The sequence below is a fragment of the Candidatus Binatia bacterium genome, from assembly GCA_029243485.1.
Taxonomy (GTDB): Bacteria; Desulfobacterota; Binatia; order UBA12015; family UBA12015; genus VGTG01.
This window is the reverse complement of sequence record JAQWRY010000079.1, coordinates 21346-38608: the sequence shown is the minus strand read 5'-3', so window position 1 is coordinate 38608 and position 17263 is coordinate 21346. Positions and strand designations below refer to the sequence as shown.

Annotated in this window: 17 protein-coding genes; 3 read left to right on the top strand and 14 right to left on the bottom strand. The window is 65.4% G+C overall.

Annotation, left to right across the window (positions count from 1 at the left end; genetic code table 11):
- Positions 1–292 precede the first annotated feature (292 nt).
- On the top strand, positions 293–1936 hold the full coding sequence (locus P8R42_23325) for a thiamine pyrophosphate-binding protein (protein ID MDG2307529.1): 1644 nt from the start codon (positions 293–295) through the stop codon (positions 1934–1936).
- A gap of 36 nt (positions 1937–1972) precedes the next feature.
- Here P8R42_23325 and P8R42_23320 read toward each other — a convergent pair whose 3' ends face one another.
- The 4 genes from P8R42_23320 to P8R42_23305 all read right to left on the bottom strand — a co-directional run bounded on the left by P8R42_23320 (position 1973) and on the right by P8R42_23305 (position 6477).
- Positions 1973–2248 carry a hypothetical protein gene (locus P8R42_23320; protein ID MDG2307528.1) on the bottom strand — a complete coding sequence of 92 codons (276 nt, stop codon included), beginning with the start codon at positions 2246–2248 and terminating at the stop codon, positions 1973–1975.
- Positions 2245–3156, bottom strand: a complete 912-nt coding sequence (locus P8R42_23315) for a phytanoyl-CoA dioxygenase family protein (GenBank protein ID MDG2307527.1) — start codon at positions 3154–3156, stop codon at positions 2245–2247. Before P8R42_23315 ends, P8R42_23320 begins: the two co-directional genes overlap by 4 nt.
- Positions 3153–5186: a sulfatase gene (locus P8R42_23310; protein MDG2307526.1), complete on the bottom strand. Its 2034-nt coding sequence runs from the start codon at positions 5184–5186 to the stop codon at positions 3153–3155. Before P8R42_23310 ends, P8R42_23315 begins: the two co-directional genes overlap by 4 nt.
- Positions 5187–5367: 181 nt before the next feature.
- Positions 5368–6477, bottom strand: coding sequence for an acyl-CoA dehydrogenase family protein (locus P8R42_23305; GenBank protein ID MDG2307525.1), 1110 nt, complete (start codon positions 6475–6477; stop codon positions 5368–5370).
- A gap of 106 nt (positions 6478–6583) precedes the next feature.
- On the opposite strand from P8R42_23305, the gene P8R42_23300 reads away from it, so the two are divergent.
- Complete coding sequence (locus P8R42_23300) at positions 6584–7759, top strand: alpha/beta hydrolase family protein (protein ID MDG2307524.1); 1176 nt, start codon at positions 6584–6586, stop codon at positions 7757–7759.
- A 16-nt stretch (positions 7760–7775) separates the two neighbouring features.
- Here the strand turns inward: P8R42_23300 and P8R42_23295 are convergent, their stop codons facing one another.
- From P8R42_23295 to P8R42_23270, 6 genes are all read right to left on the bottom strand, one after another.
- Positions 7776–9221, bottom strand: a complete 1446-nt coding sequence (locus tag P8R42_23295) for a wax ester/triacylglycerol synthase family O-acyltransferase (protein MDG2307523.1) — start codon at positions 9219–9221, stop codon at positions 7776–7778.
- Positions 9222–9329: 108 nt separating this feature from the next.
- Positions 9330–9521 (bottom strand): hypothetical protein, encoded by a 192-nt coding sequence (locus tag P8R42_23290; protein ID MDG2307522.1) that lies wholly within the window; start codon positions 9519–9521, stop codon positions 9330–9332.
- 36 nt (positions 9522–9557) lie between these two features.
- A complete protein-coding gene (locus P8R42_23285) occupies positions 9558–9890 on the bottom strand; it encodes a hypothetical protein (protein ID MDG2307521.1) in 333 nt (110 codons plus the stop codon).
- Positions 9891–9946: 56 nt separating this feature from the next.
- Positions 9947–10786 carry an SDR family NAD(P)-dependent oxidoreductase gene (locus tag P8R42_23280; GenBank protein MDG2307520.1) on the bottom strand — a complete coding sequence of 280 codons (840 nt, stop codon included), beginning with the start codon at positions 10784–10786 and terminating at the stop codon, positions 9947–9949.
- A gap of 10 nt (positions 10787–10796) precedes the next feature.
- Positions 10797–11639, bottom strand: a complete 843-nt coding sequence (locus P8R42_23275) for an enoyl-CoA hydratase/isomerase family protein (GenBank protein MDG2307519.1) — start codon at positions 11637–11639, stop codon at positions 10797–10799.
- A 52-nt stretch (positions 11640–11691) separates the two neighbouring features.
- Complete coding sequence (locus P8R42_23270; GenBank protein MDG2307518.1) at positions 11692–12168, bottom strand: hypothetical protein; 477 nt, start codon at positions 12166–12168, stop codon at positions 11692–11694.
- A gap of 192 nt (positions 12169–12360) precedes the next feature.
- Between P8R42_23270 and P8R42_23265 the strand changes: the two genes are divergently transcribed.
- Positions 12361–12681, top strand: a complete 321-nt coding sequence (locus P8R42_23265) for a hypothetical protein (GenBank protein ID MDG2307517.1) — start codon at positions 12361–12363, stop codon at positions 12679–12681.
- Positions 12682–12865: 184 nt separating this feature from the next.
- Here P8R42_23265 and P8R42_23260 read toward each other — a convergent pair whose 3' ends face one another.
- The 4 genes from P8R42_23260 to P8R42_23245 are packed head-to-tail and all read right to left on the bottom strand — an operon-like array spanning position 12866 to position 17260.
- Positions 12866–14185, bottom strand: coding sequence for an MFS transporter (locus P8R42_23260; GenBank protein ID MDG2307516.1), 1320 nt, complete (start codon positions 14183–14185; stop codon positions 12866–12868).
- Positions 14186–15298, bottom strand: a complete 1113-nt coding sequence (locus tag P8R42_23255) for a Gfo/Idh/MocA family oxidoreductase (GenBank protein ID MDG2307515.1) — start codon at positions 15296–15298, stop codon at positions 14186–14188.
- Positions 15299–15322: 24 nt separating this feature from the next.
- A complete protein-coding gene (locus tag P8R42_23250; protein MDG2307514.1) occupies positions 15323–16564 on the bottom strand; it encodes a TIM barrel protein in 1242 nt (413 codons plus the stop codon).
- A 24-nt stretch (positions 16565–16588) separates the two neighbouring features.
- Positions 16589–17260, bottom strand: a complete 672-nt coding sequence (locus P8R42_23245) for a DUF1080 domain-containing protein (GenBank protein ID MDG2307513.1) — start codon at positions 17258–17260, stop codon at positions 16589–16591.
- Positions 17261–17263 lie beyond the last annotated feature (3 nt).

Genomic DNA, 17263 nt, shown 5'->3' with positions numbered 1-17263 from the left:
GCCGCAGGGCCTGCCATGCGGTTCGGCCGCCGGGGAGCGACCGGGTGGCTAGCGCCGCGGTTGGATGCGCGCGTTCGCTCGGCCCCGGCGGGTCATGTAGCCGTCGAACACGAGCAACACGGCGCAGGCCACGCAGTCGAGAATGAAGTTGGGACTCGGCATGATTCAGACTCGGCGCCATCACCGGACCTCGAACCGGTTGCCGTCAAGGGGCGAATCCCGCCCGCCGGGTGGGCGTCTTCCCCCGCCGAAGATCGCTTGCTACCCGCACCCGTAAAGGAGTGACGAATTCATGACGACTCACGGTGGAAAGCTCGCCGCGCGCGCGCTGAAAGAGGCAGGAGTAGAGGTCATCTTCACGCTGAGTGGAGGCCATGTCATGGCCATCTACGACGGCTGCCTCGACGAAGGAATCAAGGTTATCGACGTGCGCCATGAGCAGGCGGCCGTCCATGCCGCAGATGCGTGGAGTCGGGTGAATCCGGGCAAGATCGGGGTTGCGGTTCTCACGGCCGGGCCGGGCGTGACCGACGGTGTCACCGGGGTGGCCAACGCATGGCGGGCGAACAGCCCGATCCTCGTGATCGGTGGGCAGGGGCCCTTCGCGAACCTTCGCCGCGGCTCGCTGCAGGAGATGGATCACGTCTCCCTCATGAAGCCGATCACGAAATGGGCGGATGCTTGCTACGACACGAAGCGCATCCCCGAGTACATTTCGATCGCGATTCGCCATGCGACGTCCGGGATGCCCGGCCCCGCGTTCCTCGAGATCCCGATGGACGTCTTCAGCGGCATGGCCGAAGGCGAGGTCGAGATGCCGAAGATCAGCACGGAGCGTCCGAAGGTCGCTCCCCCGGCGACGGACGTCGAGAAGGCCGCAGGCATCATCGCCGCTGCAAAGCAGCCGGTTCTGCTCGCAGGTACGAGCATCAAGTGGTGCCAGGCCGCGAAGGATCTCAACGAGTTCATCAACCACGTCGACATGCCGTCCTTCGTTAACGGAATGGGGCGCGGGCAGATCCCGTACGATTCGCCCAACCTGTTCTCGCAGGTCCGCAAAGACGCGATGACCCGGTGCGACGTCTTCCTCCTGGCCGGCTCCGTTTTCGATTTCCGGCTTCGGTTCGGCCAGACCATTCCGGCCGACGCGAAGATCGTACAGTTCGAAGTTGACGGTACCTTGGTCGGGCACAACCGGTCGGCCGACGCGGCGTTGGTCGGTGATCTGGGTGTCTCACTCCAGATGCTTCGCGAGAAGGTCGCCGAGAAGTCGCCCGGCCTGAAGTTCACCGGTTGGAGAGACTCGCTTCGCGAGAACGAGACCGCTCTCTCCGCGGCGTTCGAGTCACAGCTCAACTCGAAAGAGGTTCCGATCGATCCCCTCCGCCTGTGCAAGGAGATCCGAGACTTCGTCGACAGCGACACGATCCTGATCGGCGACGGTGGCGACATCGTCGCGCAGGCATCGAAGGTTGTTCCCGTGATGCGTGAAGGCGCCTGGATGGATCCGGGTCCTCTCGGAACGCTGGGTGTCGGGATGCCGTTCGCTCTCTCGGCGCAGCTCGCGAACCCCGGCAAGAAGGTCCTGATCATCTACGGCGACGGCTCCTTCGGCTTCAACGGGATGGAGTACGACACCGCGGTGCGGCACAACCTGCCGATCGTCGGAATCGTCGGCAACGACGCGGCGTGGGGGCAGATGCTCCGCCCGCAGGTGGCCTTGTTCGGCAGCGAGCGGAAGGTCGCTACGCTGCTCAACTACACCCGCTACGACAAGATCGTCGAAGCGATGGGTGGTCACGGTGAGTACGTCGAGGAGCCGGATCAGATCCGCCCGGCCCTCGAGCGTGCCTTCGCCTCCGGGAAGCCGGCTCTGGTGAACGTGAAGATCCGCCAGGATGTCGACACCGGCATGAAGGGTAGCACCTACGTCTGACTCGACCTGGCGCCGAGGGGCTTCCCCTCGGCGCCGTCAGTCGATATCGATCCGTCGCTCGAACACGAACTCGTGCTGTAGAAACGAGGTCGTGTGCTCGACGCCCGGGTAGGGTGGAATGAGCTGCGAGGATTGCATTAGGCACCACCCGTCCTCCATCGCGGCGACGCCGCTCGCGTAGGGAGGCTCCTCGGAGGGGAGTGCAGGGCCCTGGCCTCGGGTGCCGTCGTGAAATGCCCAGCCGAGGGCGCGCCCGTCGAGCGACGACGTGTCCAGCCAGAGATACAGAACCTGCTGGCGAACCGCGCTCACGAGCCCTGTTCCAGGCGCCGGTGTCGGTCGATGCGCGTCAGGTAGTAGTCGACGTCGAAGGTTTCGTCGCCGGTCAGGTAGCGCCAGAGCTGTGTGCGTTGGACTTGCTCGAGTCGGTAGTCGGCGTTGTCGCACCAGGGCTCGACATGGCGAAGTTGTTTCGCAACCGAGTCGTCGGCGAAGCGGGCGAAGATGTGATCGTCCGGTCCGTTTTGAAGGGCTTTGAGATCGTCCGTGTTCCAGAGCCGTCGTTGCGGCTCGGTCGCGTTGAGGCGAATCTTGTACATCCACCGCCGTCGATCCGAGGCGTTCGGCTGCCCCGCGTGCCACAGGCCTTGATGAAACACGACGATCGTCCCGGCGGGACAGCTGACGTGCTTCTCTCCCAGCAGATGTTGGTAGCGCCCGACCTGCAGCTCGTTCACCCGCCGGAGGTGGGTTCCGGGCACGAAGCGGGTCCCGCCTTCGCCCGGGCCGAGTTCCTGCGGAAAATAGAAGAGCTGAACGTCGAAGGCGAAGCTCGTGGGGTCCAGGATGGCGTCGGCGTGCAGATGTTGCTCCCACAGGTCGCGGGGCTCTCGGAGGTGGACGAAGTCGTGGTCGAACACCGGCTCCCGGCCTACGAGGGACTGGATGATCCCGCGGATGCGGGGGAGGCGTAGGATCTCTCCGATGACCGAAGGGGGCGGGTAGCACTGCGAGAGCGGGGTGCCGGTCGCGGGTGGCTTCGTCGGCGCGCCGGGTACCCATCGGTCGCGCGTGAGGGCGTCGAGTTCGTCGATCACGCGCTCGTTCAGCACCGCAGGGATGAGCGCGTCGAAGCGCAGAAAACCGCGCGCGACGAATCGAGCCATGTCCCTCGTCGTGAGGAGATCGGTTTCCTTGGGGGCGGTCGTCAGGGCGGTCACTCCACGTACCCGAGCGCTTCGAGTTTCTGGCGAGTCGGCTCGTCGAGGACCCGCGCCGGTGCGGGCTCTTCGTCGTCTTGCGGTAGGTCGTCTAGGGCGAGGTATGCATCGATGAGGACCTGACCCTCCGCGCTGAGGTTTTCGTTCTGCAGGGGCGTCTTCTCGCCGGGATCGGCGGTGAGGTCGAATACGAGAAGCCCCTCCTCGTTGCTTCGCCAGATCCACTTGTGGTTCTTCGTGCGCGCCGTGACATGGCGCGTGTTTCTGACTGGTGCTTCGGCGAAGCGCACCTCGCTTCCCGGGAGTGGGTCGCCGTTCATCGCCGGGATCAAGCTGCGCCCCGGAATTCGAGGGGGCGGCGAAATTGCCGCGAACTCCAGGATGGTTGGCGTCACGTCGATGAGGGACACTTGCTCGTCGACGACTTGGCCGGCGGTCGTCCCAGCGGCATTCCAGAAGAGGAGAGGGATTCGCAAGACTTCGTCGTAGACGGACTTCGCGTGGCCGAGCCCGCCGTGTTCCCCGAACTCTTCACCGTGGTCGGACGTGATGACGACCATTGTGTCGTCGAGGACGTCCAGTCGACGGAGCTCCGAGAAGAGGTGTTCCAGAGCGCCGTCGATGTAGTGGATCTCGGCCTCGTAGCGACGTCGGGTTTGTTCCCAGGGCAGCTCGTTCTCGCGGAGGCCGTCCACGTCGATCTCGGGAACGTCGGCGAGCGCTTCCGGCTTGGGTGCGTAGGGTGTGTGGGCTTCGTAGGTGTGGAGGAACAGGAAGAAGCGCTCGCCCCGGTGGGCTTCGAGCCACGCGACCCCGTCTGCGAAGGTTCGATCGATCGAGCCCGTGTGTCTCAGGCTGTCCTTGTTCTCTCGGTAGGAGTCGAAACCGCGGGCGAATCCGGAGCCGGCGAGGATCATTGCGTTTTCGGTCACGGCACCGGTCGAGTATCCGGCCTTCGCGAGGGCTTCGGGCAAAGTTCGAATCGAAGCGTCCAGGTGGTGGGTGGCGTACCGCACCTTGTGGGTCGCGGGGTACGTGCCCGTGAAGAGACTCATGTGCGCCGCCGAGGTCGAGCTGAAGGTGGAGACGGCGTTGCGGAAGACGACGCCCTCACCAGACAGTCGATCGAACCAGGGGGTCAGCCGCGCGCCGCGGGTGACTGCGCCGATCGAGTCGGCACGCACCGTGTCGAGGGAAATCAGAAGCACGTTGCGTCTCTCATTCCGGGGACGCGCCGCGAGGACCTCGGGGGCCCCCCAGAGGGGGAATGCAGCGGACAACCCGGGAGTGTCGGGGTGTGCGTTTGCGCGGGTGATGAAATGGAAGCGCACCTCGCGCCCTCCAAGCTCGCTCAGGTCCACGCGTCGGTTGTGCCACTTCCCGCCTTCGTCCGCTGGGAGGTTTTCACGGAAGACTTCTTTCACCGTGTCTTCGAAGTGGGCTTCGATCACGAACTCGGTACTCCCGACGTCGAGTTTGGCGGCGAGGGGGGAAACGGCTAGGCCGACGGTTAGTTCGGCTGCAATGGGAATGGTCACCGGGCTCCTCTGGAACTCGCGCACCGTCGGTTCCAGGACCTGCACGCGAAGCCGCCAGGGAGAAGCCTTCGCGAGGCGCTTTGAATCGAACGGCCAGCTCAGCGTGATCTGCGGGCGCGTCTTGGCGATGACTCGTGGGTCGAGGTCGATCTGCGCCTGGCCCCGGCCGAGCCGGGTGATGGGCATGGCGACGATGGCCTTGTCGCGGAGGTGCGCCGGCGTCTTGCTCACGAGCTTTAAGCGCTGCCCGCTCTTCTTTCCCTTTCCGACCGTAGGCTGGAGGAGGAAGAACGGTGGGCAGCCGAGGCTCGGTCGGAACTCATTCCCGGCCGCGCAGCGTGGCGGGCTCAGGCTTGCCTCGGTTGCGAGGCGGAAGATGGGCTCGAGCAGGGTCTTCTGCGGTGGCTCGGAGCACGCGCTGACGAGCGCGGCGAGGACGCCGAAGCAGCACGCGGCGCGGAACGCGAAGGGGTGATTCCGGGTTACCCTCACCGGCTTGGACCTAGCACGGAGGCCGGACACGGTCGACGATGGGAGAGCGGTGGTCGTGCGCGGACTCACCCGGCGGGCGATGCCGAAATGAGGCTTGAACCCGGCAAGGCGTTCGGGCTGGCGGCTGCGATGTCTCGCAGGCAAGAGCGCGGAGTTGCGAGGAGTCCGTTGCGTGGCGCGACTAGGCGAGGAGGTCTCGCGCCATGTCGGCCGTGGCGGCCGGGCTGGCGAAGAAATGCTGCGTGCCGGCGTGAATGTCGCGGAAGCACCGCTGGAGCGGCCCGGCGCGCAGCCCGCTCGTGCCGGCGAGGAGGTACGCCTGTCGGATGACGTCGGCCGCTTCGTGGGTCACGAAGACGGTAGCCTGGCGGGCCAGGTTCATCTCGACCGGGTTGGGTATGCCGGTCTCCCGGACCGTGTGCTCCATCTTCCCGAAGACATCGTACGACCACGAGCTGCACGCCCGATAGCGTGACTCGAGGGTGCCGAGCGAGTCGAGGAACAGGTCGCTGTCCCGCAGCGCGGCAGTGGCTCCCATCCGCTGTTTCGTGCGAGCGATGTCGATCAGCTCGTCGAGCGCGCGGCGCGCGACGCCGAGCGCGAACCCTACGTGTCCGACGGCCGTGAGCGGGAGCACGCCGAGCTCGTAGGTCTTGCCCCCGCGGCGGCGCGTCGGGCCGAAGAACGGGAAGGTGGCGCCCCGTGGAACCCGCACGTCCTTTACCTCGTAGTCGAAGCTCGAGGTGCTCTGCAGGCCGAGGACGTCCCAATTGCCCTGCACGTCTGCGCATTCGCGGGGGAACACCATGAAGCGGAGCTCGGGATCGCCCTCGGCCGGCGTCACGAAGACGCCGGCGCCGACCCAGTTCGCGTGCGAGATCCCGCTGCCGAATTGATACTTGCCCGAGATGACGAAGTCGTCGCCGTCGGGCACTCCGGTTCCGTTGGGTGCGAATTGGCCGGCGCCGATGGGCATGCCGGCGCCGAACATCTGGTCGACGAAGTCCTGGTCGCAGTAGGCGCCGAAGTACGAGACGAGAACCGCGCCCGCCATCACGGACCAGCCCACCGATCCATCCGCGCGCGCGAGTTCTGCGAAGACCTCGATCGCCTCGGGGATAGAGAGCTCCTCGCCCCCGACCTCGCGAGGGGCGGATACCCCGTAGAGGCCGGCGGCTTTCACCGCCTCTACGGTTTCCTGGGCAATCGCGGCCGCATCTGGGGCAGCCTCCACGTTGCGATTGATGAGAGAGAACAGGTCCCGGGCAGCTTGGAGCTTCGGATTCGGCACCAATGCGAGCTAACAAAGCAGCGACGGATCTCTTGCATGCACTGCGTCATATGGCGTAGCAACGACGCGGTGCTCCAAATCGGGGCGCCAAAAGGGAGAGCCGAGTTTGGATCTACTGCGTTTCGTCAGTGCATCGGGTCAGCCGGTCGCCTCTTTCGTCTCCGAAACCTGGGCGGCCTACACGGGTGCTTCCCAGTGGACCGACGTTCCTCCGGTCGAAGCGTCGATGAGGCTGATCGGCGAGTCGGTCATGGATCAGACGTTCGGGGTCCTCGTGAACCTCCTCATCGGAGTCCCGGCGCCCGAGCAGATCCGAAAGGCGAACGAAGACGTCGTCCGGATGCAGGCCTTCCTGTCGGAGGGAGGCTGGCTCCAGAGCCCTCTGGGGTACCATCAGCGCCCGGCCGCGCCGCGGGAGTGGACGCTGCGCGACGAGACCGCTTGGTACGGCGCCACCCGTCAGCCCTACCAGCACCTCGAATTCGACAGTGGCTTCCAGACCCGCCCCGGCGAGCCCGGCGGTGAGGAGTGGGTCGCCAAGGAGCACAACCAACGACAGCACGCGTACGTTCTCGAGCACGAGGGCGAACCGCGGCCCTGGCTCGTCTGCGTGCACGGGTTCACGATGGGCACGCCGATGGTCAACTTCATCGGATTCGACGTGCGGCGTTTGCACCACGAGCTCGGGCTGAATCTGATCTTCCCGTGTCTTCCGTTGCACGGGCCGCGCAGCAGCACGACGATGAGTGGCGGTGAGCTGCTTCAGCCCGACTACCTGAACGTCGTCCACACGTTTTCGCAGGCGATCTGGGACGTGCGGCGCACGATCAGCTGGGTCCGCGAGCGTGGTGCACCGAAGATCGGCATTTACGGAATCTCGCTCGGTGGCCACAACGCGTCGATGGTGTCGGCGATGGAGCCTGACCTGGATTGCGTCATCGCCGGGATCCCCGCCGTGGACTTCTCGAGTCTTGCCCGCGACAACGAGCCTTACATCATCCGGCGATACACCGACGAGTTCTCCGTTCCCTGGGACCTCGTTCGATCGATTTCCCACGTCGTCTCGCCGCTGTCGTTCACGCCGCTGGCGCCGCGCAACCGACGGTTCATCTATGCGGGTACGGCGGACCGTGTCGCGCGCCCTGTCCACGCGCGCGCTCTCTGGCGCCACTGGGACCGGCCGAAGATCCATTGGTTCGCCGGTGGGCACGTTCTCGCGATCGCAAACCCCGCCGCGCGCGCTTTCGTCGAGCAGTCCCTGCGCGACACTCAGATGGTCTGAGCGCTAGTGCGGTGCACTAGGACGTCGCTTCGAAGAGCGGCGTGACCGATGCGAGTCTCGTGATCGAATCGCGAAGCTCGATGAACGCCTCCTGGACGCATCGGGCTAGGTGCTGCAGGTCGGGCAGCAGATCGACGTCGCCGTTCACGCCCCAGAAGATCTTGCCGTCGTAGCTCATCACGGCGATCCCGAGACCGTGTCCGTTGCGCAACGGGACCATGCCGTAGGTTTCCAGGAGGCGGGCGCCCTGGAAGTACAGTGGACCCTGTGGGCCGGGCACGTTCGTCACCGTGAGATTGACCGGTGTGTGGCTCGCGAGAGCTCGAGCCCCGAGGCAGAGGATTCGCGCGGACAGCCAGGTCTTTTCGTCGGCGATCGATCGCGCGGGGAGGGCGCCGTCGGTTTCGCGGAGCGTACGGGTGCGGTCGCGGATCATTTCAAAACGGGTTTTCTCGTTCTTCTCCCAAATAGGTAGATCGACGACCCACTCCACCACGTTGGATTTCTCCGGCGCGGCGTCTTCACCGGTATCGAGGCTCACCGGGGTCGAAACGCGAAGGTCGAGCGCGGCGGGGCTCACGAGCCTCGAGCCGAGGAACTTTCGCACGCCCGCGGCAACGGTTGCGAGGATTACGTCGTGGACGGTCCCGTCGAGTGCTCCGGCGATCGCTCGCGCGTCCGCGAGCGGGGTGTCGAACAGGGCGGATTGGCGATGAGGGCCGATTCGCCCGTTGAATGGCGTCTCGACCGGCGGGCGAAGGGAGTAGCCGAGCAGGGCCGCGAGCGAGCGGGTTCCGCTTCGGACCTCGTACATCAGGCGATCGAGATCGCTCACCATGTGGACCAGGCGATCGAGAGCTTGTCGTGGGAGGCGGACCTGCTGGATGATCTCGTCCATGACGAGTTCTCGCGCCGACGGGCGCGGCCGCGGCACATACGGGACCGGCTCGGGGAGCGGCTCTTCGACGTTCGGCGACAGAATTGCCTGCAGCAGGTCGGAGCCCGCGGCGTCGTCGAGCATCGAGAGGTGGGTCTTCAGGAGCAGTGCGAAGCGATCATCGGCCAATCCCTCCAGTACCCAGCATTCCCACAGCGGGCGCGATCGATTCAGCGGCTGAACCTTGATGCGTGCAATCGTGTTCTCGAGCTGCTCGAGGCTGCCGGGGCGGGGAAGGCTGGAGTGCCGCAGGTGATAGTTCAGCCGGAAGTCGCGGTCGTCCACCCACACCGGGTGATTCTCGAAGGGGACCCAGGCGAGCTTCTGCCGGAAACGGGGGGCCTGGTGGAGACGGGCCTCGATGGCGCTGCGGATGGCGACGTAGTCGACACCGCCGCCCGGCTTCGTGAGAGGGCCGGGCTCGAACACCAGAATCGACGTGGTGTGGCCGTGGATTCGCGGCGTTTCGCGTTCAAGAAAGGACGCGCTCTCGGGGCTCATGCGTTCGTAGCTGTAGGACGGCATCTGCTTCCTCTGGCCGACAGCGTACCGAATGCGGGATCGAACGCACGTCCGAAGACCGCCGCGGGGCTCTCGCGCGGCTAGGAGCGTGACCCCTCTTGGGGCCGGCTCCTAGTTCGTCTCGGGAGCGAGCGCGGCGAGCATCTCGCGAGAGAGAACCCGGCGCGTTCGCGGGACCGAAAATCCCTCGTGCCGATGGAGCTCTTCCCACTGGTTCCAAGTCGTGAGGACTGAGATCTCTTGCCCGCGTTCGCGGCGCGCCGAGGATGTCAGAGCCGCGAGCTCTCTGTCGAACAACGCCATGATCTTCTTGTGTCCGTGCCGGCGCTGTTGGTCCCGTTAACGCTCCAGCTTCTCAGACGCCGCACCGTACCGCTGCAGAGCTCGCCGGACGGCGGCGGTGCCTTCGTAGATCCGTGCGCAGCCTCTCAGGAACGAGTCGGCTCGCTTCGGGGTCTGCTTGGCCGTGGGCAGCAGGATACCGATCTCCAGGCACTGGCCCAGGCCGTCGAGGATGGCTTGATGCGTGCGTTGCGCGCGCGCGTGCCGACCATCGCGGGCCGGAGCCGGATTGGTCGCTTGGGTTGGCCATCCGGGGTGGGTGCGTTCGGCGCTGGTTTGGGCGCCGGCAGGGGTAAACGAAATGGCAGTCCCATCTCCGGGTCCCCTCATCTGCTATATTAATTCGTCGGTCTCGGGCCCATACTTTAGCCCTAATTAACTACTTGTCATGGTTGTCCCTTGGCATCGTCGACGACCGCGTCCCCGACCACCATTCGTGCGGTGTACTCGAAGTTTTCGCCGTCGTGAACGCCGAAACCCCCGTCGACGTTGAGCATTTCTCCGGTGATCCACCCGGCATGCTCAGAGGCCAGAAATCCGACCGCCTGGGCGATGTCGAGGGGTTGCCCGGCGCGCCCGAGCCACGTGCTGTCGAGGCAGTTCCGGACCATCTCGTCGCTGAAGGCCGCCCGCGCCGACTCGGTGTCGACGTACCCGGGCCGAACTCCGTTCACGCGGATTCCGAACGACGCCAGCTCACGCGCCGCGCAGCGAACCAACGCATCGACGCCGGCCTTCGATACCGGGTACGGCGCCATGAACATCGGGGCTCGACACGCCTCAATCGTCGAGATGGCGATGATCGTGCCGCCGCCGTGGCCGCGCATCACCTGCGCCGCGTGTTTGATGCAGAAGGCCGTGCCCATCACGTTTACGCGAAACGGAAGCAGCCAGCCTTCGGCGTCGAGCGAGAGGATGGGGGCCGGGTAGCCGGTGCCCGCGTTTGAAACGACGATGTCGAGGTTCCCGTCCGCGGCGGCGGCGTCGACGGCGCCCCGGACCTGCTCTTCGTCGGTCACGTCGCACAGCACGGCCTCGAGGCGAGCCCCTTGGGCTCTTGCCTCCTCGAGTTCCGCGATCGCGGCATCGAGTGCGGCGGAATCGGGACCGGCGATTGTGACGTGGGCGCCGGTCCCGAGCAGGAACTTGGCGCAGCCCTTGCCGATACCGGTGGCTCCGCCGGTGACCAGCGCGCTCTTGTTCGTGAAGTCGTGTGTAGTGCTCATGAATTCTCTCCTACTTTCCTTCGAAGCGCGCTTTGCGCTTTTCGCCGCCCGCGGCGTAGCCTTCGAGCAGGTCCTCGGAGACAAAGCACGTCGAGGTGCTCATCGCCTCGAACTTGAGCGCGTCATTGAGTCCTCGTTTGCTCCACATGTTGATCGTGCGCTTCGTCCCCTGCACGGCTAGGGGGGCGTTCTCGGCGATCTCGTGCGCCAACTCGAGCGCGCGGTCGCGGAGCTCGTCCGCGGGATGAACCTCTTGCACGAGCCCGATCTCGAGCGCCTTTCGCGCGTCGAACCGCCGGCCCGTCAGGGTAATCCACTTCGCCCACCCGGGGCCGACCTCTTCGCAAAGGCGCATGTCGAGACCGCCGTCGATTGCGACGCCGATTTTGACTTCGGGCGCACAGAAGACCGCGTTTTCGGAGGCGACGCGGATGTCGCCGAGGAGGGAGATTTCCATCCCGGCGCCGAAGCAGTAGCCGTGTAGCGCGAAGATCGTCGGCTGGGGAACGTCTTCGATCGCCTGCGTGCGGCGGTGCGACATGCGAAACCGCTCGTAGTAGTTCCGGACCTGCTCCGCGGGCGAGCGGCCCACGATGCGATCCTGCACGTTGCTCTTCAGGTCGAGGCCCGCGCAGAAGGCCCGGCCGTTCCCGCGTACGACGATGGCTCGGACCTCAGGGTCGCTCGATGCCTCGTTGATTCGCTCTGCGAATACGCCGCCGAGCTCCCATCCATAGGCGTTCAGACGATCCGGACGGTTCAAAGACACGATCGCGACGGGTCCGTCGCGCTCCAGCGTCACCCAGTTGGCGGACATGGGCTCGTCGTAGCGGCCGCGGGGCGGCTTCTCCATCCCGAGCCTCGTGTAGCAGCGTTCGGGGATATCGGCCGCATCTTTGTAGAGATTAGGTGCGGCACGGCTCTTCGCCGAGCCGCTCGGATGGATCGACGATGAACAGCGGGGCGCCCGTATCCCGGATCGAGGCTTTCTCCATCACCGGTTCGTGGCAGCAGTACGCCGGCAGTTCCGGGGGGTCGTAGGTGAGAGGACGCGGTCCTTGCACTGGAAGGTCGGCGCTGTCGCCCTCGTAGCGCCCGGCCTGCAGAAGGCGGCCTGCGCTCGGGCAGACAGAGCAGAGGAATGTGAGTTTTTCGTCATCCTCCTGCAGTTCGAACGGCTGTAGGTGGACGCGTGTGAAATGCATCAACATCTCGGCGCGCTCGCGGAACCCGGCATCGCCGAGCATGCCGCTCTGCATCACCTTGCCGAGCGCCCCGGCTCGATCGCCGGTGGCTAATGCATCGGCGAGTGCATCGACCGAGCGTGTGGCTGCGATGGCGAGTTCGTCCTCGGTAAAGACCCGGTTGGATGACTTTGGCATGAGCCTCGGCATATCCGGATGGCGACCGCTGTTACGAGAGAAGAAGGTCCATGTTCGAGTTGACGGGAAGAGTCGCGCTGGTGACCGGTGCGGGACGGGGTATCGGGACGCGGCCGTCGAAGGCTGTCGGGGCGGTCTGCGAGCGTTGAATGTCCGAGTGCAGGTCGAGGATTCCTCGTTCACGGTGGTCGGTTGGTCGGCAACAACATGATGGGCTTGATGCGCGGGTGTGCCGTGCTGCTGACGGGGTGGCACGTACAATCCAATCATTGCACCTGGCTCGGTGCGGGGGCAGCGGGGTTCTGGATCGGGAGCCCGGGTGTTGTGGACGGTTGCACGGGGCACACCCTGCTGTCCGGCAACACCATTCACACCTCGAAGCCGACGGCCTCCCTCGTTCGTTTCGGCGGGGCGGGGTCTGCCATGGCCTGCGCGGCGGTCGGGATCGAGGGGAATCTTCTGATGGGATGGGGGGGCTCCCGTCGACATCTTCAGTACGGCTTCCCCGGGTGAGGACCTTCCTCGCCTGCGGAACATCCGCGTTACGAACAACTCTGTGGGGCTCGCCGGCGCGTCGCGCCCGCTGGTGGCCTTCTCGCCGGACTTGTCCGCAGAGGAGCGGTCCGAGGTGGAGATCCGCGATAACGGAACCTCGGACAAGTACGGCCCCCAGTAGTCGCGCGTCGAGGGGCGTCGGCTAGCGGCCTTCGTCTTCGAGCTTCTCGGGGTGGTAGCCGCCGTGTGCGCGGTCGTAGATCCAGATGGCGCCGAACACGAAAATCAGGATCGCCGGTAGGATTGCGTTCGTCTCGAACGAGACCAGTGCGGCCTGACTCAGAACCTCTTGCAGCTCATCACCCTGGAGTGCGGCGAAGGTATCGTCGGAACCTGCGAGGTCCACCTTGGCTCGGTCGAAGATCGCGCCGAGTGCCGGCAGTACGAACTGAATTGCCATCGCGCCCGCGACGCCCATCAATCCGATGAAGAGTTCGCCGCCGCGCGGGTAACGCTCGGACACGTTTGCCAGCATCGTCGGCCAGAGAAAGCACACGCCGAGGCCCCAGACCGTGGCGGCTAGGAGTCCCATCACGGGAGAGGTCGCGCGTGGCAGGAGCATCAGTCCGAGCGCCGAGAGCGCCACCGACCAGGTGAGCAGGGCGATCGGTGAACCGAGGCGATGGACGACCGTTCCGGCGAAGTGTCGGAACACGAACATCATCAGGCTCACGTAGACGAGCAGCCAGATGCCGCGCATGCCCACCGTCCGCGTGAGCGTGAAGTCGATCCACTGACCGGGGGCGAGTTCGGATGCGGCGGTCAGGAACATGCACGCCAACCACACGAGGAACATCGGACGCCGGGGAATCTCTCGCCACATGTCGGCCCAAGCGACGCCGCGAGCGGCCCGTTCGGTCCGAGGGAACGGCGTGCCGATGCAGAGGACGCCGACGACGATTGCCGGGATTACGACGAGAGCGAACTGCATTCGCCAGCCGATGGCGCCGAAGGCGCCTCCCGTGACTCCCCCGACGAGGACACCGGCCGGCCACCAGGCGTGCAAGACGTTGAGTCGGTGTGTTTTGTCCTCGGGGTACAGCGCCGTGATGAGCGGGTTCGTGGCCGCTTCGACGAAACCCCAGCCCAGTCCCGAGAGCAGGTAGCCGAGCCACAGGAACGTGTAGCTGCCGCTCTCCCCGCCGAGGCGGTCGGAGAATACGGCGACAAGGGTGCCGGTCGTGAAGGAGAGGCTCGCGAGAATCAGGGAGCGGCCCATCCCGAGCCGATCGAGGAAGACGCTGCCGAGGAACAGGGTGATCGCGAAGCCCGTGAACGCGATGCCGAGGACCTGCCCGGTGAGCATGCCCGAGTTGGCGGGGTCGATCTTGGAAAGGACTTCGGTTTCGATGCCGCCGGCGATCGCCCCGCGGAGCGAGAAGCTGAGGCCGGCGGTGAAGAGGGCGGCCGAGCTAAGGAAGAAGATCTTCGACGCGGGAAAACTGGTTTCGGACGACGTCATCTAGACGGACTCCCACCGGCGAGATGCCGCCGACCGTTCGATGGCATCGAGCGCGCGTTGATTGGCGACGCCGTCTTCGAAGTTAGGCGTGACCGGGGACTTGCCGCAGGCCGCGCCGAGGAAGTCGAGCACCGTGTGCGTGAAGGTGTGCTCGTATCCCAGGACGTGTCCGGGTGGCCACCACGCTTCGACGTAGGGGTGGGACGCGTCGGTCGCGAGTATCGTGCGGAACCCGCTGTCGGGGCCGTTCTCCTCGTAGACCTCGAGCTCGTTCATGCGCTCGAGGTCGAAGGCGAGGCTGCCCTTGCTGCCGTTGATCTCGAAGCGGTTGTAGTTCTTGCGGCCCGGCGCGAAGCGCGTGCCCTCGATGCTGCCGATGGCACCGTTTTGGAAGCGAACTAGGGCGAGCGCCGCATCGTCCACGTCGACCTTGCCCGTGCCACCGCCTTCGGGAAGCGGTCGTTCGTCGATGAAGGTCTCGAGGAGTCCGCTCACCTCAGTGATCTCGCCGACGAGATGGCGTGCGAGATCCAACGAGTGAGAGCCGATGTCGCCGAGTGCGCCGCTGCCCGCTTTTGCCTTCTCGAGTCGCCACACGCGTGGGAACTTGGGATCGACGATCCAGTCTTGGAGGTACGTGCCGCGGTAGTGGTGGATTTTGCCGACCCGACCGTCGTCGATGAGACGCTTGGCGAGCGCGACGGCAGGCGCGCGTCGGTAGTTGTGACAGAGCATGTGCGGCACGCCTGCCTTCTTCACGGCGGCGAGCATCCTCTCCGCCTCCTCGAGGGTGTTGGCGAGCGGCTTCTCGCATAGGATTGCCTTGCCGGCCTCGGCGGCGGCGATGGCGATCGGCATGTGCGAGTCGCCTGGGGTGCAGATGTCGATCGCGTCGATGTCCGGGCGAGAGACGACTTCCTCCCACGAAGTGGCGGACTCTTCCCAGCCGAGCTTGGCTGCGGCTGCGTTCACGCCGCCCTTGTCCCGGCCGCACACCACCTTCATGACGGGCTGTGCGGGCACGTCGAAGAATCGGCCGACCTGACGCCAGGCATTCGAATGCGTGCGGCCCATGAACTGGTAGCCGATCATCGCGATGTTGAGGGACTTCATCGAGTTGCGCTCCTGCTCAGGGGTTCAGGTGTAGTAGGCGCGTCGGCCCACGCCTTGTACGGGGATGTCTTGCGCGGCGAGAACCTCGTTCTGCAGCGAGAACATGCACGCGGCGGCCTCGTCGATGTGGCGGGTGAAGGCGATCGAGCCTTGCAGGATCGGTTTCAGGCTCTCGCGGTCCTGCACGCGTGCGGCGCCGTACTCGTGCTCGACGATCAGGGGCGTATCGAGAACGTCGATCTCGAGGAGTTCGCGCGCGGCGAGTTGGTGGTCGAGCCAATCGACCGTGCGGTTCTGGAGATAGGCAAGGGGGTCGTGGCGGGCGGTGCCCGGGAGTTCGTGCTCGCAGATACTGAGTTGTTTCTTCCACGCGTTGCCGTGATCGGCGGGGTTCTCCGACGGCTTGCCGTTCACGTAGTCGCCGCGGTCGATCGTTTGGCCGCCGTAGCCCCAGGCCGCGAGCCCTTTGGGGTCGATTACCTGGCCCTTCACGTGGAAGCCCGCGACGAGGAAGGCGTATCCCTCGTCCTTCAGGTACTGGAAGATCGACCGGGTATCCTGGCCCATCAAGATCGCATGCGACGGGTCGTAGTGGATCCGGAGTTGATCGCCGACGCCGTGTTTCTCGCATATTTTGTGCAGGGCGATCCACGTGCCCGGCGTGTAGCCGATGTTGTTGTGGAACGAATCGTCGAGCGTCCAGCCGGGCATCGGGCACTGTTCGATCCGGTATTCGAGTTCGCGGCTCTTCGCTTCCTTGAGGAGCGGGATGAACCCCTGCTCGAATTCGTCGAGGTTCTCCTGGACCGTTTTGTTTTGATTCCTACCGACGAATCCGCAGACCGCGCGTGAGCCGAGGAGCGCCGCCGCGTCAAAGACCCGCACCATGAAGTCATGCTTCTTCTTCCGAACCGCTGCGTCAGCGTGCAGCATGTTGTCGAAATAGCCGAGGTCTGCGACCCCGACACCCGTCGACTTTACCGAGGCGAGCACACGATCCGCCCGCTTCGGATCGAAGGGCGCCCGGAGGTCGAGCGTGTTCGCGACCGGGTCCATCATCGCTTCCGCCGGCACGTCGGACTCATCCGGGTGCAGTGCCGCCGCCAGCTGAATCTCGTCCGCCCCGAGCTCCGCCGCAAACTCGAGCCACTCTTCGATGGCCCGATCCGGATCAGGGTCGCGCACTTCGCGCGGCGTCAACTCCTGCAACGCCGCCGTAAGCACACCAATCGGCATGAACTCCGGCTCGAACGCACGAACAGACATGAATCACCTCCAGGGGGACGTTGGTTAGTCTCGCTGATTTTGTTTAGTCGCGGCCGAAGCCGTGGTGAACCGGTGGGCGCCCCGCGTATACCGCGTGCGGCGACTAAACAAAATCAGCGAGACTAACCAACGTCCCCACTCTGGGGGAACGTCCCCACTCTGGGGGAGGAGTTCGAGGCGGCGGAAGAAGACTTCGGCGCCTTCGGATTGGAGTTGGATGGAGCCTCGGGTGAGGGGGGTTTCGTGGCCGTCGACTTGGTGGCGGAGGCCCCACTTGGTCGGAATCGTGGCCTCGATGCCGTCCACGGAGGTGAAGTCGCCGGTGCGGCCCTCCATGACCTCGAACTCGGCCGAGCGCATCCAGTAGCTCCAGAACGCGCCGTCGGGACCGACGGAATGATAGAGGACGCCGGTATTGCGCGGGGCGTCGGCGCGCAGGCCATGGCGGTCCTCGCCCCACTTGTACTCGAGGCGTAGGTGGTAGTCCTCGAACTCGTTCCGGGTGACGAGGGCTCCCCAGATTTCGCCGGAGATCCGGATTGCCGGCTCACCGTCCTCTTCGACGACGGTGTACACGCCGTTGGGGTCTTCGCCGCGTCCGTTGAACAGGGACTGCGCCGGGTCGGTGACGGCCGTACCGGCGACCCCGACGAGTGTCAGGGTCGCCGCTGCGAGGAGCAGGCCGGAAGACGACATCGC